Here is a 17921-nt window from a genome sequence, read left to right as displayed (position 1 = left end):
TTTCTGACAATTCATTGAATAATTAGAAAAACTATGATATAATTTATTAAAAATGGGATTCCCATGATTTAATAGGAGCGTTATATGAAAAAACTTGGTTTTATCCTTTTATCTTCGGCTTTATTGTTATCTGCTTGTGCAGTTCGTTTTGAACAATCGTCAACTACAAGTGATTCATCTCAGGTCGCAAAATTGTCAGAAGATAACCAAAAACTATTGGATAAGGCAACTAGTGACTACAAAACCTTTGTGGAAGAACAGATTGATAAACTTTTAACGGATACAGAAGGTTTTGTTCAACTTTTGAAGGATGGTAAGTTAGAGGAAGCTAAAAAGGCATACCCTTTAATCCGTATGTCTTATGAACGTTCAGAGCCGATTGCAGAGAGCTTCGGTGAATCTGATGTGAAGATTGACTTTCGTTTGGCAGACTACCTAGATGAAAATAAGACTGAAGAAGGTTGGTCTGGTTTCCATCGTATCGAGCGCATTCTTTGGGAGGAAAACACAACCAAAGGAACTGAGTCTTATGGTGACCAACTGGTAAATGACATCAAGGAATTGAAGGCTAAGATTGCAACTGTAGATGTTGATTACAAGATTATGCTAACTGGGGCTGTTGACCTTCTAAATGAAGTAGCGACAAGTAAGATTACTGGTGAAGAGGAGATTTATTCTCATACAGATTTGTATGATTTCCGTGCCAATATCCAAGGTGCTGAAAAGATTTTCCAACTCTTTAAACCTTTACTTGAAAAATCAGATGCAGCCTTGGTTAAGGAGTTAGAGGAAGATTTCAAATCTGTCAATAGTTTGTTAGACAAACACATGACGGACAAGGAACACTATAAGCTCTATACAGACTTAACGAAAGAGGATACCAAAGAATTGTCTGAAGCAGTCACAAAACTTGGTGAACCATTATCACAAATGGGTAAATTTCTTGGTGGAGAATAAGTAATATGACAAACAAAGGCGAAAAATTTTTTGAACAAAAAATGGACCGTCGAGAATTTCTAAAAAAAGCAGGTATCGGAGGGGCTGGTCTCGCACTTGGGCTTTCAGGTGCGTCTGCTTTTTTCGCACCTAAGCTTGATGGTCAAGAGAAAATCTCGTACGGGGATGAAAAAATAGCCTTCTATGGCAAACACCAAGCTGGCATTACAACTGTCATGCAGAAAAACATCTATTTTGTTGTCTTGGATTTGCATACAACTGACAAAGAGAAAATCATCCAGTTATTTAAAGATTGGACGGATTATAGTGCCAAACTTGTAGAGGGAGAATTGGTTAAAAAAGATGGTAACAATAGCCTCTTACCTCCAAGTGATACTGGAGAAACAGTTGGGCTTAATCCTCATCGTTTGACCCTGACCTTTGGAGTTTCGGCTAGTTTCCTAGAAAAAATGAAACTAGAGAACAAACGTCCAAAACTTTTTAGAGATTTACCTCCATTTCCAAAGGAACAGTTACGAGAAAAGTACACGGGTGGAGATATAGTTATCCAAGCTTGTGCTGATGATGAACAGGTTGCTTTTCACGCTATTCGTAACCTTATCCGCAAGGGTAGAAATGCCGTTACTCTCCGTTGGAGTCAATCAGGGTTTGCAGCTATTGGCAATCGTATGGAAACACCTCGGAATCTCTTTGGATTTAAAGACGGAACTGCTAATGTCACTACTGAGAAAGAATTTGATCAGGTTGTTTGGGCTGACAGTAAGGATTGGATGGAAAATGGTTCTTACATGGCAGTTCGGCGCATCCAGATGTTCCTAGATACTTGGGATCGAACCAATCTCGAGGAACAAGAAAATACCTTTGGTCGTTATAAAGAAAGTGGCGCTCCCTTTGGCAAGAAGAACGAATTTGATGAGGTTGATTTAAGCCTTCTTCCTGATGATTCTCATGTACGCTTAGCTAAAGAAGTGGATAAGCCTCTCTTGCGTCGCTCTTATTCTTATTCTGATGGAATTGATGAAAAGACTGGTCAGTTTGACACTGGTTTGCTCTTTATTTCCTTCCAAAAGGACCCAGATAGCTTTGTTAAAGTTCAGACCAATCTGGGTGCTACGGATAAAATGAACGAATATGTTACCCATATAGGTAGTGGTATTTTTGCTTGCTTTGGTGGAGTGGAGAAGGGAGGTTATATTGGGCAGAAATTATTTGAATCCTAAAAGTATCATCCTCCTATTTGCTTGTTTCTTTCTGTTGATTTTTCCGGTAGGAGCCAAGGAAAATTTGAGTCCCTACTTTGTGAAAATAACTGATGCAACTAAAGCTGTTAAAGAAGGCAAACAAGATCAGGCAAGAAAACTAATCGATGAAATTACCAAAGATTTCGAGAAAGTCGAGAATTCTGATTCTGAAGCAGGACGTCAAGTTCAAGAAAAGTTAGCCTTAACTGGTGATGTTACTGAAGACCAGCTAACTCAGATTTCTTTAGCCCTTTTGTCATTTGAGAAAGAGCAAAATCCAGTCGACCTTGATGCAGAAAAAGAGAAACTTGTTTCACGTTTAGAACCTCGTTTTGAAGCCTTAGACATGGTAATCGCTTCTCAAGATCTGGAAGCAGTAAGAGAAGCCTATAAAAAAATGAATTCAACCTGGACCATCAATGAAGCAGTGGTTCGAGACCATAGTACAGCTCATTATGAGCAAGTGGAAACAGCTATTTCATTTCTGCGTAGTAGCATTGAGACTGAACCAACGAACTTTGATACTATTCAGGCATCGTTTGATGATTTGAAAAAAGCCATTTCTAACTTTGTTGAAGGTACAGAAGTTGCGACAACATCATCCAACCTGACACTGAAGGATGGGATAGATCTTTTAAAGAAGGCTTTGACCCAATTTCAAGCTGGTCAAGATAGTGAAGCAGCTGCAAGCATGAAGGAGTTTATTACTATTTGGCCCACCATCGAGGGTTCTGTAAGTACAACCAATCCTTCGCTTTATACCAAGGTTGAAAGTGAAAGTCCTGTCATCATGGTTAAGGGAAAGGATAGTGAGTATCAAGAAAAGCTTTCTAGCTTGATTACAGAGCTATCACAAATTGATACTAGCGCTTCCTATAATGCATTTGACGCCATGCTCATCTTGCTCCGAGAAGGTGTAGAAGCACTCTTGATTGTCATGGCGCTTGTGACAACTTTGAAAGCTGCTAAGATGAGAAAGGGACTCAAGTGGGTATATGGTGGTGCATTTGCTGGTATAGTGGCCAGTCTTTTAATTGCCTATATCCTACAGATTGCCTTTCCAGCAGTCACCTCAGGAACTAACCGTGAAATCATCGAAGGTGCAGTCGGGATTTTTGCGGTTATCATGATGATTTTAATCGGTATTTGGCTCCATAGCAAATCCTCTGTAAAAAAATGGAATACTTTTATGGAATCACAAATGCAAACTGTCACGAAAACAGGATCTTTCCTTTCCATGTTTGCTCTGAGTTTTCTAGCCGTGTTCCGAGAAGGTGCTGAGACGATTTTATTCTATGTGGGGATTCTGCCAAGGATTTCTAGTTTTGACTTTGTCTTAGGAATTTCTCTAGCCCTCTTAGTCTTAATCGTGATTGCTTTTGTGATGAACAAGGCCAGTCAATTTTTTCTACCTCATAAGGTTTTCTTTATCCTGACTTGGATGATTTATGCTTTAGCCTTTAAGATGACGGGAGTCAGCATTCATGCCTTGCAGTTGACAAATATGATCCCCAATCATCTGATCTCAGGAATACCAACTATTGATATATTGGGAATTTACCCTAGTTGTGAAAGTTTGGCAGGACAGGCTCTCTTTATTCTTGTGGTGATTCTTGTTACTATTAGACAGGGTGAAAAATGATGAATCGAAAGGAATTGACAATTATAGAACATTTGGTAGAATTTAGAAAGAGATTGCTAGCAGTAGTTGTTTGTTTCTTTCTAGTATTCTGTGTTTCACTATTATTTGCCGATCAGGTTTATCAATTTATCACACAAGGTTTTAATCAGAAGTTAATCGTCTTAGGACCGAACGATATTTTATGGATTTATGTCCGTTTAGCAAGTTTGATGGCCTTTAGCCTTACCTTACCTTTTACGGTCTATCAAATCTGGAGTTTCGTTCGACCAGCCCTTAAAACTGAAGAAGCAGGGGCGATTTTTGCTTATATCCCTGCAACTTTCCTTTGTTTTATCTTAGGATTAGCCTTTGGATTTTATTTTGTAACACCAGCTTTACTTCAGGTCTTGCTAGGACTGGGTGAAAACTTATTTGAGACGCAGTTAACAGCACAAAATTATCTAGCTTTTGTCTTTCAAACTACTGTACCACTAGCATTTATATTTGAATTGCCAGTTATCATTGCTTTTTTAACCTCAATTGATTTAATTGGGCCTGGACTACTCGTTGCTTATAGACGTCATGCCTACTTCATTTTATTGGTATTGGCTGTTATATTGACGCCGGCCGATTTTATTAGTGATTTAGCGATGACTGTTCCCCTAATCCTTTTGTATGAGGTTAGTATCGCTATGAGTAAATGGATTTTTAAGAGAAAAAGGAAAGGAGAAAAAGATGGGAATCTTACGTGATATTGGTGCACCAGGCTTGATCGTCATTGTCCTTGGCGCACTGTTGATTTTTGGACCAAAGCGCTTACCAGAGTTAGGCGAATCAGTAGGAAAGATGCTTGCCGAATTTAAAAAAGCTGTTAAGGGCATCGGCGAGCAAGAAGAAAAATAAACGAATAATGATTGAATGGAGTTGAGAATTGTTAGAATGGAGTTGTCTCTGGCAAATATTCTCAACTCTTTATATTTGGTTTAAGGTTTCTTTAAGTTTTCTATACTATTCTAAAGAACTCTATATTTGTTGAAAATATGGTTGAGAATTTTTTTATCATTCAAGTTCCTTTTCCTAAAGGCATGCCTAGCGCTCTTTCTGACTAGAGAAATCTAGTATTTATTTCGAGAAAGAGCTAGGTTGTGATATAATAGTAAACAATGAGTTTTTAAAACAAACCAAAGGAGTATCAAAATGATTTACGCTGGAATTTTAGCAGGTGGAACCGGCACGCGCATGGGGATTAGTAATTTACCCAAACAATTTCTTGAGTTGGGAGATCGCCCAATCTTGATTCATACTATTGAAAAATTTGTTTTGGAACCAAGTATTGAAAAGATTGTAGTTGGAGTTCATGGGGACTGGGTTACACATGCAGAAGATTTAGTTGAAAAATTCCTTCCACTCCACAAGGACCGTATCATCATCACAAAAGGTGGTGTGGATCGTAATTCGAGTATTGAAAAAATTATTGAAGCTATTGATGCTTATCGTCCACTGACAGAAGATGATATCGTAGTCACTCATGACTCAGTTCGTCCTTTTATCACACTTCGAATGATTCAAGATAACATTACTCTTGCACAAAATCATGATGCTGTTGATACTGTAGTTGAAGCCGTGGATACCATTGTTGAAAGTACTAATGGGAAATTTATTACAGATATTCCAAACCGCGCTCATCTCTATCAAGGGCAAACTCCTCAAACCTTCCGTTGTAAAGACTTTATTGATTTGTATGGTTCTTTATCAGCAGAAGAAAAAGAAATTTTGACAGATGCATGTAAAATTTTTGTTATCAAGGGGAAAGATGTAGCCTTAGCTAAGGGTGAATACTCAAATCTAAAAATCACAACAGTTACAGACTTGAAGATTGCTAAAAGCATGATTGAGAAAGACTAAAAACATGATTAATCAAATTTATCAACTGACAAAACCAAAGTTTATCAATATCAAATACCAAGAAGAAGAGATTGATCAAGAGAATCATATCCTCATTCGACCAAATTATATGGCGGTTTGTCATGCGGATCAACGTTACTATCAAGGAAAACGCGATCCCAAAATATTATCTAAAAAGCTTCCAATGGCTATGATTCACGAGTCTTGTGGGACTGTTATTTCTGATCCCACAGGTACCTACAAAGTTGGCCAGAAGGTTGTCATGATTCCCAATCAACCACCTATGCAGAGTGATGAGGAATTTTATGAAAACTATATGACAGGAACTTATTTCTTGTCTAGTGGTCATGATGGCTTTATGCGAGAATTTGTTTCTCTACCTAAGGATCGTGTGGTAGCTTACGAGGACGTCGAAGACACAGTTGCTGCCATTACTGAGTTTGTCAGTGTGGGAATGCACGCTATGAATCGCTTCTTGACGGTTTCACATAGCAGACGTCAGCGTATTGCAGTTATTGGTGATGGTAGTCTAGCTTTTGTCATGGCTAATATTATTAACTATACCTTGCCTGAAGCAGAGATTATTGTTATTGGTCGTCACTGGGAGAAATTAGAACTCTTCTCCTTTGCTAAGGAGCTTTACATTACGGACAGTATTCCAGAAGATCTTAGTTTTGACCATGGTTTCGAATGCTGTGGTGGTGATGGATGCGGGCCTGCTATTAATGATCTCATTCGTTACATCAAACCACAGGGAACCATTTTGATGATGGGTGTTAGTGAGTACAAGGTAAATATCAATACTCGAGATTCATTGGAAAAAGGTTTGTTACTGGTAGGTTCTTCACGTTCAGGACGTGTTGACTTTGAAAAAGCTATCCAAATGATGGAGATTAAGAGATTTGCCAATCGTTTGAAAAATATCATTTATTTAGAAGAACCAGTCAGAGAAATCAAAGATATTCACCGAGTTTTTGCAACTGACTTAAATACCGCATTTAAGACAGTCTTTAAGTGGGAAGTCTAATGGAGGAAGATTGTGGAAAAAATCATTAAGGAAAAACTTACCTCTTTACTATCAACTGATGATGATATTCTGAGTGTTGAACAATTAGGTGGAATGACCAATCAAAATTATTTGGTTAAAACATCCTCAAACCAGTACATCGTTAAGTTTTTCGGTAAAGGTACGGATAAATTAATTGACCGCCAGAATGAAAAGTTCAATCTTGAATTGTTGAAAGATTTGAAATTAGATGTAGAGAATTATCTTTTCGATATTGAAGCAGGAATTAAGGTTAATCAATACATTGAAAATGCTGAGACACTTGATTCAGCTACCATTAAAACCAAATTTGAAAAGATTGCACCAATTCTACAAACCATTCACGCTTCTGGTAAAGAATTAAAAGGAGAGTTTGCTCCTTTTGAGGAAATCAAAAAATATGAAACCTTGATTCAAGGGGAGATTTCCTATCCAAACTATGAAGTTGTCAGACAGTCTGTATTTTCTTTGAAAAATCAACTTGAACAAATTGGAATTGATCAAAAATCATGTCATATTGATTTGGTTCCTGAAAATTTCATAGAAGGGCCAGATGGACATCTTTATCTCATTGATTGGGAATATTCCTCTATGAATGACCCTATGTGGGATCTGGCAGCCCTCTTCCTAGAATCAGAGTTTACAAGTGCAGAAGAAGAAGACTTTTTAAGTCATTATGAAAGCGAACAGACACCAGTTTCTCGGGAAAAAATTCGTATTTACAAAATCTTGCAAGACATTATTTGGAGCCTATGGACCATTTACAAAGAAGAAAATGGTGCAGATTTTGGAGATTATGGAATCTCTCGTTACAATAGAGCTGTAAAAGAATTGCAGTCACAGGGAGGTATTGATGAAAACTAAAAATGGAGTTTCCTTTGGACTTATCTCAGGTATTTTTTGGGGATTAGGGCTAACGATTAGTGCTTATATCTTCTCTATATTTACTGACTTGTCACCTTTTGTAGTAGCAGCAGCGCACGACTTTCTTAGTATTTTTATCTTGCTAGGATATCTTCTAGTTAAAGAAGGAAAGGTACGTTTTTCAATCTTCTTGAACATTCGAAATGTCAGTGTTATTATCGGAGCACTATTGGCTGGGCCAATTGGCATGCAGGCCAATCTCTATGCAGTCAAGTATATCGGTAGTTCTTTAGCATCATCTGTTTCAGCGATTTATCCTGCAGTTTCTGTACTTCTTGCCTTCTTTATTCTTAAGCATAAGGTTTCGAAGAATACAGTATTTGGAATTTTATTAATCATTGCAGGAATTATTGCTCAGACTTACAAGGTTGAACAAGTTAATTCCTTCTATATCGGAATACTCTGTGCCTTGATCTGTGCCCTTGCTTGGGGAAGTGAAAGTGTTCTGAGCTCATTTGCTATGGAAAGTGAACTCAGTGAACTCGAAGCACTCTTGATACGACAAGTCACATCTTTCTTGTCCTACCTTGTCATTGTTCTCTTCTCGCATCATTCATTTGCAGAAGTGGCAAATGGACAATTATTTGGTCTATTAATTGTCTTTGCGGCATTTAATATGATTTCTTACCTTGCCTACTACATTGCTATCAATCGATTGCAACCAGCAAAAGCAACTGGTCTAAATGTCAGTTATGTAGTATGGACTGTTTTGTTTGCAGCAATTTTCTTGGGTTCGCCCCTTAATTTACTGACCATCATTACTTCACTTATCGTAATGGCTGGTGTTTACATTATTATTAAAGAATAAAGGAGAAAGCGCGTGAAAGCGATTATCTTAGCAGCTGGCTTGGGAACTCGTTTGAGACCCATGACAGAAAATACTCCCAAAGCCTTGGTTAAAGTTAATCAAAAACCTTTGATTGAATATCAAATTGAATTTTTAAAAGAACGTGGTATTGATGATATTATCATCGTTGTAGGTTATTTGAAAGAACAATTCGATTACCTTAAAGAGAAGTATGGAGTTCGTTTGGTCTTCAACGATAAGTATGCTGATTACAATAATTTTTACTCACTTTACTTGGTAAAAGAAGAGTTGGCTAATAGCTACGTTATCGATGCGGATAACTATCTTTTCAAAAATATGTTCCGTAATGATATCGAACGTTCAACATATTTCAGTGTTTATCGTGATGACTGTGACAATGAATGGTTCCTAGTTTACGGAGAAGATTACAAAGTTCAAGATATCATCGTTGATAGTAAGAATGGTCGCATCCTGAGTGGAGTTTCATTCTGGGATGCTCCAACAGCTGAAAAGATTGTTGGATTTATCGATGAGGCTTATGCAAGCGGTGAATTTGTAGATCTCTACTGGGACAACATGGTTAAAGATAATATCAAAGAACTGGATGTTTACGTTGAGGAATTGGAAGAAAATTCTATCTACGAAATCGACAGTGTCAAAGATTATCAAAAATTGGAGAAGATTCTCTCTTCACAAAAATAAGTAAACTAAAATACGTCAGACACCTTACCTATTTTTGATTGACTTTTTAGGGTTGATACAGTATACTAGTAAAAAATTAACCTTTAAGGGAAGTCCAGAGAGGCTCACAAGGTGTCAGATAGAAAATAGATTACACAAACTTCGAATAAACACAGTTTATTTGATTCTTTTCTGTAAGTATCTTACTGAAACCTTGCGATTGCAAGGTTTTTCTTTTTCTGAACCCCTTAAAATTTAAGGAGGAAACGGTATGAATCCAAATTGTAAAAAACGCATGGGTGCTATTCGCTTGGAAACTATGAAAGTAGTGTCTCAAAAGGAAATCGCACCAGTAATCTTTGAACTCGTACTTCAAGGAGAAATGGTTGAAGCTATGAAAGCTGGACAATTTCTACATTTGCGTGTACCTGATGATGCCCATCTCTTGCGTCGTCCGATTTCAATCTCGTCTATAGATAAGGCTAAAAAACAATGCCATCTTATTTATCGTATCGAAGGTTCTGGTACGGCAATTTTTTCAACCTTAAAAACAGGTGATAGCATAGATGTTATGGGACCTCAAGGAAATGGCTTTGACTTATCTGATTTAGACAAGCAGAGTCATGTTCTCCTAGTCGGTGGAGGAATTGGTGTGCCTCCTTTACTTGAAGTAGCGAAACAATTAGATGAACGTGGTGTAGATGTCACAACAGTTCTAGGATTTGCTACTAAAGATGCAGTTATTTTGGAAGATGAATTATCCAAATTTAGTCAGGTCTTTGTAACGACTGATGATGGATCTTATGGTATTAAAGGAAATGTGTCAGTAGTCATTAAGGAATTTGACACAGAATTTGATGCCATCTACTCTTGCGGTGCGCCTGGTATGATGAAATACATTAATCAAACATTTTACGACCATCCCAGAGCTTACCTATCCCTAGAATCTCGTATGGCTTGTGGCATGGGGGCTTGCTATGCTTGCGTCTTGAAAGTACCTGATAGTGAAACGATAAGTCAACGTGTCTGTGAAGATGGCCCTGTATTTAAAACAGGCACAGTAGTTTTATAAGGAGAGTGTCATGACTGCAAATCGATTACAAGTTTCTCTACCAGGCTTAGAGTTAAAGAATCCTATCATTCCTGCTTCAGGCTGTTTTGGCTTTGGTCAAGAATATGCCAAATACTATGATTTAGACCTTTTAGGCTCTATCATGATTAAGGCTACTACACTTGAACCACGTTTTGGTAATCCAACTCCACGAGTGGCAGAAACACCAGCAGGTATGCTAAACGCCATTGGTTTACAAAATCCTGGTTTAGAAGTCGTTCTCTCTGAGAAACTGCCTTGGCTTCAAAAAGAATATCCAAATCTTCCCATTATCGCCAATGTTGCTGGCTTTTCAAAACAAGAATACGCAGCCGTTTCTCATGGTATTTGCAAGGCAACTAACGTGAAAGCTATTGAGCTCAATATCTCTTGTCCCAACGTTGATCACGGTAATCATGGGCTTTTAATTGGACAAGATCCTGAGTTAGCCTATGATGTGGTGAAGGCTGCCGTAGAAGCATCAGAAGTGCCCGTTTACGTCAAATTGACTCCAAGTGTTACTGACATTGTAACCATTGCTAAGGCTGCAGAAGATGCTGGAGCTAGTGGACTCACCATGATTAATACCCTTGTAGGGATGCGTTTTGATCTCAAAACTAGAAAGCCGATTATTGCAAATGGAACAGGTGGCATGTCTGGGCCTGCAGTATTTCCTGTAGCCCTAAAACTAATCCGGCAAGTAGCTCAAACAACTAAGCTTCCAATCATTGGTATGGGAGGAGTGGATTCAGCTGAAGCTGCCTTAGAAATGTATCTGGCTGGTGCATCAGCTATCGGAGTCGGTACAGCAAACTTTACCAATCCCTATGCTTGTCCAGATATTATCGAAAATCTACCAAAAGTCATGGACAAATATGGTATTGATAGTCTAGAGCAACTCCGTAAAGAAGTCAAAGAAGGTTTACTTTAAGTTTCCTACTTTAAGTTTTATATGCTGAATTCAGCCTAAATTGTTTTGAAAGCGCCATTTTTTTGGTATAATAAATACTATGATTATTACAGTACCTATTAAAACAGAAAAAGATATTGCAACACCAGGACCAAACGTCCTTGTACTTGGTTATTTTGATGGAGTTCATCTTGGACATCAAAAATTGTTTGAAATAGCTTCTAACATTGCTGCTGAAAAGCGCCAGGGAGTAGCTCTAGTAACTTTTAACGAATCACCAAAACTAACTCTGAATCAATACTCACCTGAACACTTATTGCATATTTTGAATGCTAGTGAACGTGAACGTCGATTGAAGCGAGCTGGAGTTGAGAGCTTGTATTTGATGGATTTCACTAGTCGAGTAGCAAATATGACTGCCCAAGAATTTATTGATACATTTGTCAAGGAAGCGAAGGCAGATACGATTGTAGTTGGTTTTGACTATACTCTTGGTTCAGATAGAAAAACAGCTGAGGATTTAAAAGAACTCTTCCATGGTGAAGTGGTTATTGTTCCACCAGTTGAGGATGAAAAGGGGAAAATTAGTTCAACGCGTATCCGCCAAGCTATTCTAGAAGGAGATGTAAAAGAAGCAGGCAAACTTTTGGGATTTCCTTTACCAACGAGAGGAGTAGTGGTTCACGGAAATGCTCGAGGTCGAACTATTGGCTTCCCGACAGCTAATCTAGTCAACTTGGATCGGACATATATGCCAGCTGATGGTGTCTATGTTGTTGATGTTGAGATTCAAAGAAAAGTCTATCGTGGTATGGCGAGTCTAGGTAAAAATGAAACCTTTGATGGCGAAGAAGAGCGTTTTGAAGTTCATATCTTTGATTTTTCTGACGATATCTATGGGGAAACTGTCATCGTTTCCTGGTTGGACCGTATCCGTGATATGGTAAAATTTGATAGCGTTGATCAATTAGTTAAGCAACTAGAAGAAGATGAAAAGATAGCTAGAAGATAAGCTAGCATCTGGAGAGGACAAGCGTTGTCCTCTCCATTTTTATATTCAGAGCGATGAAAATTCGTTTCTTAAAGTTGTTAGAGAGGATGAACCTGATTTAGATTGTCCTCAATGAGTCCGATAAATTTATCCGACTTTTTATTCTGAAAGTGAAGAAGTGAGAGCTGATAGAGATGTTGAATGGCATTTTAGGTTAGTTTTTAAAACTTATGTTGTAGTAATTTAGAAGATTGACAGACGTCTTCTGCAGGTATTTTAGAAATGCCCAGAAGCTTAGGAATCTTTTCTCCGTAAGTAAAAGCAAAAAGTTCATAGGCTGACTTTCCATTCAAAGCAGCACGTTTGACACTGTTGACATGAGAACAGACGAGATTGATGTCCTCTTGAGTTAAGTTGTCAAAGGAAGTTCTCTTAGGTAGAATGTCGCGAATCAGCGTATGATTTTTCTCAATTCTCCCTTTCTGGTCAGAGCGATTAGTGTCACAAAAGAAGAGTTTACTCTCTCCTCGAACATCCATTTCGATATCATCAACCCTGGCAAACTCTCCACCATTATCTGTCAGAATGACAGGAAAGAGTTGACAGAAATCTTTGTCCGCTTGGTGAAGGGTATTCTTAATATTATAGAGGTGTTTGGTAACCTCAAGGGCAGTTTTATTTTCCAGAAGCCTAGCGAAGATAAAGTTACAGAAAGACAGGTTGAAGGTAAGTAGGACTTTGCCTCCAGTCCTGCCCATAACGGTGTCCATTTCTAACCAAGAATTCAGTTGCTTAAGAGCCAAATAATTTAGGAAATCCTCATAGGAACGGCCTTTTTTGGCATCATTAGGGATGGAAGGTAGATTATTTTTTCTTCTTTCTTTAAATTTAACGGCTCTAGCAAGATCAATCGGAGCGATAGACAGGTAACCTTTTCGAATGTGTCGATAGACGGTTGAGGAGCTGACATCAAGGTTATGAGTTTTGAGGATATGATAGATGTGTTGTCCCTTTTTAACACCCTCAGAAATAACTTTGTCCATGTCCCAGAAAGTCTTAGAATTGAGAGGAGTTCCTTCACGAGCTTCGACAAGAGTTTGTTCGTATTGTTTTTGAGCTTTCTTAGCAAGGTAGAAGAATTTCTGATAGCCACATTTTTGTCTTCTTTTAGGGCAACCATTACAGAAAAAGGGAGCCTTATCGAGTAGAGGGCAAGGAAGGTTATCACAGGTAGACTCTCTGACTAGTCTGTTTCGTTTGACTTCTTTGGAAACAGTAGTTGGATCTTTTAGTATAAATTGCCCAATAGCTTTGAAGGTTTCCCCGCGCTCTAAACCTAATTGGATATCATTACGGTCTGACAGGGTAAGGTGTTTATGTTTTGTCATAGTGAGCCTCATTTCTAACTCAAACGTCTCACACTTAATTCCACCATAAAAATCCGTTTTAGACTAATTTCCACTTTGACCAGCCAAGCGGAAGTTACTTTGAGAAGTTTCTCTTTATAATTTTTTTGTGAAATCAATGGAAAAATTTGTTAAAAAATGGTAAAATGAAGGGAAACTCGATTTTAATAATTGAAAGAAAAACGGGAAGGTATTTACATGTTTTTTAAAAGAAATGAAGGTCAATTTAGAGAGACAGACCGTGTTACAAGATTTAAGTTAATCAAGTCTGGTAAGCACTGGTTACGTGCCTCTACTTCCCTTTTTGGTCTGTTTAAAGTCATTCGTGGTGGTGTCGATACTGCTCAAGTGTCAACAGAAGTTGTTGAAGAGCGTTCTTCCACACCATTAACAGGAATCGATGTCCTTAAGGGGATAGTTGCGGCCAGTTCGGTTATCGGTGGCGGAGCGATCGTTCAAACACAGGTTCATGCTAGTGAACAAACTGCTGTTGAAAAAGTCATTGAAACAGATGATACGCTAGTTACTTCAGATAAAGTTGTTCTAGGGACAGTTGGGCAAGATGATCAAGGAACTCCAGCTTCAGATGTGACTTCTCAGTCTACTAGTGAGAGTGTTTCAGTCTCTGAAAGTCAATCCCTATCAGAGTCTTTGTCTTCATCAGTGTCTGCAAGTACATCTGCGTCAGCGTCAGCTTCAACATCTGCATCTACGTCAACTTCAGCATCTACCTCAGCTTCAACTTCAACTTCAACCAGTACCTCTGAGTCACTTACAAGATCAGAAAGCCTCTCAGAAACGAGTTCTACTCGTTCTGTAGTCACAAACTCAACAAGTAAGGGTTCTACTGGTGAAACTTCTAAGGTAGAAGAAGTAGTAGCGAATAAAGATGGTGCTACAATTACCTATAAGTCAACTCCGGCTAACTTGAATACTGCTTCAGTAAGCGCAGGTGTTTCTGATAAAGTCAATGGCAACACTGCTGATATGTTAACAACAGTAGCGGCAGGGGTAGTAACTGCGACTGAGACTGACAAAAAACGAGCAGAGCAGGAGAAAAAACTCAAGAGTCTTTCAGATGAGATCGGAACCTATCTCGGTCATCTGGGAAATCGTGAATGGGCGGAAAGTGCCCTTCTAAAAGGAAAGGCTACGATTGAAGCAATTCAAAATGCTTTGACAGATCCAAATGCTGACCTCAACGATCTTATCTCGGAAGCTACTAGAACACGTAATACCGTGGTTAATACAGAGTTACGTGCAAGTTCTGGTGCTCGTGATTACCGGAATGGCGCACGGATTACGGCTGCCAATACCTTACGTGCATCCTACGATACGAATGCTTCACTGGGAAATGCAAGTTATGATTCTAAGGCGCATTTGATTGTAACCAATAAGAACCAATCCACCTATTTCAAAACAACTGGATCGGCTTCTCTAAGTAATGGGACCTTGACCTTGACACCAAGTGCGCCAGGTCAGGCAGGTGCTTATACCCTAAACACGAAGATTGATATGAACGAAAGTTTCACTCTCACAGGGAAAATCAATCTTGGTGAGGCTTATGAAGGGCGCCCTAAAAACGGTCATGAGGGTGGTGATGGAATCGCTGCGGTATTCTCAACGGGTGCTATCGGAGAAATCGGAAATGCCAAGGGTAATGGATCAGGTGCCAGTCTTGGGATGGGAGGAAATAACCTCAAAGGTTCTTTCGGTTTCAAACTAGATACTTGGCATAATACGGGTAACCCATCATCGAATAATAAAGCTTCAGCCGATCCTAAGTATTCGGGTTATCAAAAGGGAGCTTTTGGAGGCTTTACCTATAACTACAATGGATCTAGAAGTGATGCCAAAGGTTCTGTTTACCCTGTTATCCGCACCATTAAGAAGCTAAATAGGGAAGGCCCAACAGATAATTCATTGAAGGACTATAAGGTTGTCTATGATGGGGATACCAAGGTGATGACGGTCACCTATAATGGACAAACTTGGTCTATGAATCTAAACTATGATTCCATAGCTGTTAATGCTGATATGGAAGTTCTTGGACATCCAAATGCAAGTGTCATAAAAAACGAGAATAAGAGCAGAAGCCTGTTACAAAATGCGGGATACCCTGATGAAATGGCCTTTGCGCTCTTTGGATCGACGGGTTCCGGTTATAATTTACAGCAATTCCAATTGGAGAAGTTTGATTATTCAGCTCAGGGTGCCTACATTACGGTGAAATTCATCGATGCAGACACTGGGGAAGAGATTCCTGGAAAAAATGAAGTATTGATTCAGAAAACTGCTGGAACGACTGTAGATTTAGGAGAATACCTTTCTATTAGTGGTTATACTCTAAAAGCGACAAACGTTGCTACGGCTAAGGGCTATGTTTTTGGTAATACTGTGAAAGTTGTTACGGGTCACCAAGGAATTACCTATGCTTTCCATAAAATCAGACAAAACGAGATTTACACAGCCTCTGCCAAAGCAACAACTGTGTACACGTTGCAGGGTGAAACAGCTTCGGATCTTTCTGATGTAAGTAAATTTGTGACGGTTGCTTCAAATGAAAGTACAACACCTGCAGCCTCTGGATATAGTCTTGCTTGGTCAACACCGATTTCAACGACTACTTCGGGGAATCAGACAGCTGTTGCAAAAGTAACCTATTCAGATGGTTCTGTGCAAACCGTTAATGTAAATTACAAAGTTTTACCTAAGATTGAGGCTAAAACACCTATTTATGATTTTAAAGGTCAAAATCTTCACAATGGTTCAAATGCAGATGCGTATCTCTCATCTGATGTGACAGACCAATCTTACACAACCAAATGGACCAATAACTCTACATCTTCAACAACGACAACTCTACCATTGTCAACGGCAACGGCAGGTGAATTTAACTATACGATTACACGGACCTATGATGTTGGTCGTTATGGGACAACTTCAAATAATTCAGAGTTGTTAGTGAGCACAACAACACTGAAACATAAAGTTATCGAGGTGACGGGCATTTCTCATACATTTGAACAAGATGTTGATGATGATGATTATTATAATAGCTATACGCCAAGTGAATGGTATAGTGCTGATTCTGTTTCAGCATCAGCCATCTTATCTGCAAATTTTGTCAGCTCAGACTTACCAGATATTAGTACTCCTGGACAATTCACTTATTCTGTTAGATTTACCACCTTACCTGACGGGACAGGCCTTAGTAGCACTTACGAATTGCCGGTAACCTATACAGTTATCCCTAATAGGGATAGTATATCAACCTCAACAAGTGCATCAGAATCAGAGTCATCCTCAACGTCTGCATCAGAGTCAGCAAGCACATCGGCTTCTGAATCAGCCTCAACAAGTGCCTCAGAATCAGCAAGCACCTCAATAAGCACATCGGCTTCTGAATCAGCCTCAACAAGCGCCTCTGAATCTGCATCAACGTCTGCCTCAGAGTCAGCAAGCACAAGCGCTTCTGAATCAGCATCAACAAGTGCGTCAGAATCAGCAAGTACAAGCACCTCTGAATCTGCATCAACATCAGCTTCAGAGTCTGCATCAACAAGTGCGTCAGAATCAGCCTCAACAAGTGCGTCAGAATCAGCATCAACGTCAGCTTCTGAATCAGCGTCAACAAGCGCCTCTGAATCTGCATCAACATCAGCTTCAGAGTCAGCGTCAACAAGCGCCTCAGAGTCAGCAAGCACATCAGCTTCAGAATCAGCGTCAACAAGCGCCTCAGAGTCTGCATCAACGTCTGCCTCAGAATCAGCAAGCACAAGCGCTTCTGAATCAGCCTCAACAAGTGCCTCAGAATCAGCAAGTACAAGCGTCTCTGAGTCTGCATCAACAAGTGCGTCAGAGTCAGCAAGCACATCAGCTTCAGAATCAGCAAGCACATCAGCTTCAGAATCAGCATCAACGTCTGCCTCAGAGTCAGCAAGCACATCGGCTTCAGAATCGGCATCAACGTCTGCCTCAGAGTCAGCGTCAACAAGCGCCTCAGAGTCAGCCTCAACGTCTGCCTCAGAGTCAGCAAGCACAAGCGCTTCAGAATCAGCCTCAACAAGTGCATCAGAGTCAGCGTCAACAAGTGCCTCAGAATCAGCGTCAACAAGCGCTTCTGAATCTGCATCAACATCAGCATCAGAATCAGCTTCAACAAGTGCGTCAGAGTCAGCGTCAACAAGTGCCTCAGAATCATCGTCAACAAGTGCGTCAGAATCAGCAAGTACATCAGCATCTGAGTCAGCCTCAACAAGTGCGTCAGAGTCAGCAAGCACAAGCGCCTCTGAATCTGCATCAACAAGTGCGTCAGAGTCAGCAAGTACATCAGCTTCAG

The 17921-nt window shown here is 39.4% G+C and carries 15 protein-coding genes and 1 pseudogene; 14 read left to right on the top strand and 2 right to left on the bottom strand.

Annotated features, from left to right (window positions below; genetic code table 11):
* Positions 1 to 84 precede the first annotated feature (84 nt).
* The 13 genes from efeO (at position 85) to O3633_RS08895 (ending at position 12194) form a co-directional block, all read left to right on the top strand.
* Entirely contained in the window at positions 85 to 957 is an 873-nt protein-coding gene (efeO, locus tag O3633_RS08955) for an iron uptake system protein EfeO (RefSeq protein ID WP_000732970.1), read from the top strand.
* 5 nt (positions 958 to 962) lie between these two features.
* Entirely contained in the window at positions 963 to 2177 is a 1215-nt protein-coding gene (gene efeB / locus O3633_RS08950; RefSeq protein ID WP_371621057.1) for an iron uptake transporter deferrochelatase/peroxidase subunit, read from the top strand.
* The gene (locus tag O3633_RS08945) at positions 2152 to 3840 is read left to right on the top strand and encodes an FTR1 family iron permease (RefSeq protein ID WP_371621056.1); all 1689 of its coding nucleotides are present in this window, start codon (positions 2152 to 2154) and stop codon (positions 3838 to 3840) included. The genes efeB and O3633_RS08945 overlap by 26 nt, the downstream gene beginning before the upstream one ends.
* Positions 3840 to 4571 carry a twin-arginine translocase subunit TatC gene (tatC, locus tag O3633_RS08940; protein ID WP_371621055.1) on the top strand — a complete coding sequence of 244 codons (732 nt, stop codon included), beginning with the start codon at positions 3840 to 3842 and terminating at the stop codon, positions 4569 to 4571. The genes O3633_RS08945 and tatC overlap by 1 nt, the downstream gene beginning before the upstream one ends.
* On the top strand, positions 4555 to 4722 hold the full coding sequence (locus O3633_RS08935; RefSeq protein WP_000512114.1) for a twin-arginine translocase TatA/TatE family subunit: 168 nt from the start codon (positions 4555 to 4557) through the stop codon (positions 4720 to 4722). Before tatC ends, O3633_RS08935 begins: the two co-directional genes overlap by 17 nt.
* A gap of 294 nt (positions 4723 to 5016) precedes the next feature.
* The gene (locus tag O3633_RS08930; RefSeq protein ID WP_049529626.1) at positions 5017 to 5724 is read left to right on the top strand and encodes an IspD/TarI family cytidylyltransferase; all 708 of its coding nucleotides are present in this window, start codon (positions 5017 to 5019) and stop codon (positions 5722 to 5724) included.
* Between the two features lie 4 nt (positions 5725 to 5728).
* Positions 5729 to 6751, top strand: coding sequence for a ribitol-5-phosphate dehydrogenase (locus O3633_RS08925; protein WP_049529627.1), 1023 nt, complete (start codon positions 5729 to 5731; stop codon positions 6749 to 6751).
* 12 nt (positions 6752 to 6763) lie between these two features.
* Positions 6764 to 7633, top strand: a complete 870-nt coding sequence (locus O3633_RS08920; RefSeq protein WP_371621054.1) for a phosphotransferase — start codon at positions 6764 to 6766, stop codon at positions 7631 to 7633.
* The gene (locus O3633_RS08915) at positions 7623 to 8501 is read left to right on the top strand and encodes a DMT family transporter (protein ID WP_371621053.1); all 879 of its coding nucleotides are present in this window, start codon (positions 7623 to 7625) and stop codon (positions 8499 to 8501) included. Before O3633_RS08920 ends, O3633_RS08915 begins: the two co-directional genes overlap by 11 nt.
* A 12-nt stretch (positions 8502 to 8513) precedes the next feature.
* Positions 8514 to 9203, top strand: coding sequence for a sugar phosphate nucleotidyltransferase (locus O3633_RS08910; protein WP_371621052.1), 690 nt, complete (start codon positions 8514 to 8516; stop codon positions 9201 to 9203).
* A 250-nt stretch (positions 9204 to 9453) separates the two neighbouring features.
* Entirely contained in the window at positions 9454 to 10254 is an 801-nt protein-coding gene (locus tag O3633_RS08905; RefSeq protein ID WP_371621051.1) for a dihydroorotate dehydrogenase electron transfer subunit, read from the top strand.
* 10 nt (positions 10255 to 10264) lie between these two features.
* Positions 10265 to 11203: a dihydroorotate dehydrogenase gene (locus tag O3633_RS08900; RefSeq protein WP_371621050.1), complete on the top strand. Its 939-nt coding sequence runs from the start codon at positions 10265 to 10267 to the stop codon at positions 11201 to 11203.
* Positions 11204 to 11282: 79 nt separating this feature from the next.
* Positions 11283 to 12194 (top strand): bifunctional riboflavin kinase/FAD synthetase, encoded by a 912-nt coding sequence (locus tag O3633_RS08895; protein WP_371621049.1) that lies wholly within the window; start codon positions 11283 to 11285, stop codon positions 12192 to 12194.
* A 1-nt stretch (position 12195) separates the two neighbouring features.
* Here the strand turns inward: O3633_RS08895 and O3633_RS08890 are convergent.
* Together O3633_RS08890 and O3633_RS08885 are read right to left on the bottom strand one after the other, a co-directional pair.
* Positions 12196 to 12367, bottom strand: a pseudogene (locus O3633_RS08890) (ISL3 family transposase); the annotation flags it as partial.
* A 27-nt stretch (positions 12368 to 12394) separates the two neighbouring features.
* Entirely contained in the window at positions 12395 to 13561 is a 1167-nt protein-coding gene (locus O3633_RS08885) for an IS30 family transposase (protein WP_371621048.1), read from the bottom strand.
* A 216-nt stretch (positions 13562 to 13777) separates the two neighbouring features.
* Between O3633_RS08885 and O3633_RS08880 the strand changes: the two genes are divergently transcribed.
* A partial coding sequence (locus O3633_RS08880; RefSeq protein ID WP_371621047.1) for an accessory Sec-dependent serine-rich glycoprotein adhesin occupies positions 13778 to 17921 on the top strand: 4144 nt, incomplete at its 3' end.

It is taken from the genome of Streptococcus sp. 27098_8_22 (assembly GCF_041432415.1).
GTDB lineage: Bacteria > Bacillota > Bacilli > Lactobacillales > Streptococcaceae > Streptococcus > Streptococcus pseudopneumoniae_M.
This window is presented reverse-complemented; position numbering and strand designations above follow the sequence as displayed.

Coding starts and splice junctions, on each gene's coding strand:
- efeO (WP_000732970.1), top strand. CDS start 85: ATGAAAAAACTTGGTTTTATCCTTTTATCTTCGGCTTTATTGTTATCT.
- efeB (WP_371621057.1), top strand. CDS start 963: ATGACAAACAAAGGCGAAAAATTTTTTGAACAAAAAATGGACCGTCGA.
- tatC (WP_371621055.1), top strand. CDS start 3,840: ATGAATCGAAAGGAATTGACAATTATAGAACATTTGGTAGAATTTAGA.
- O3633_RS08935 (WP_000512114.1), top strand. CDS start 4,555: ATGGGAATCTTACGTGATATTGGTGCACCAGGCTTGATCGTCATTGTC.
- O3633_RS08930 (WP_049529626.1), top strand. CDS start 5,017: ATGATTTACGCTGGAATTTTAGCAGGTGGAACCGGCACGCGCATGGGG.
- O3633_RS08925 (WP_049529627.1), top strand. CDS start 5,729: ATGATTAATCAAATTTATCAACTGACAAAACCAAAGTTTATCAATATC.
- O3633_RS08915 (WP_371621053.1), top strand. CDS start 7,623: ATGAAAACTAAAAATGGAGTTTCCTTTGGACTTATCTCAGGTATTTTT.
- O3633_RS08905 (WP_371621051.1), top strand. CDS start 9,454: ATGAATCCAAATTGTAAAAAACGCATGGGTGCTATTCGCTTGGAAACT.
- O3633_RS08900 (WP_371621050.1), top strand. CDS start 10,265: ATGACTGCAAATCGATTACAAGTTTCTCTACCAGGCTTAGAGTTAAAG.
- O3633_RS08895 (WP_371621049.1), top strand. CDS start 11,283: ATGATTATTACAGTACCTATTAAAACAGAAAAAGATATTGCAACACCA.
- O3633_RS08885 (WP_371621048.1), bottom strand. CDS start 13,561: ATGACAAAACATAAACACCTTACCCTGTCAGACCGTAATGATATCCAA.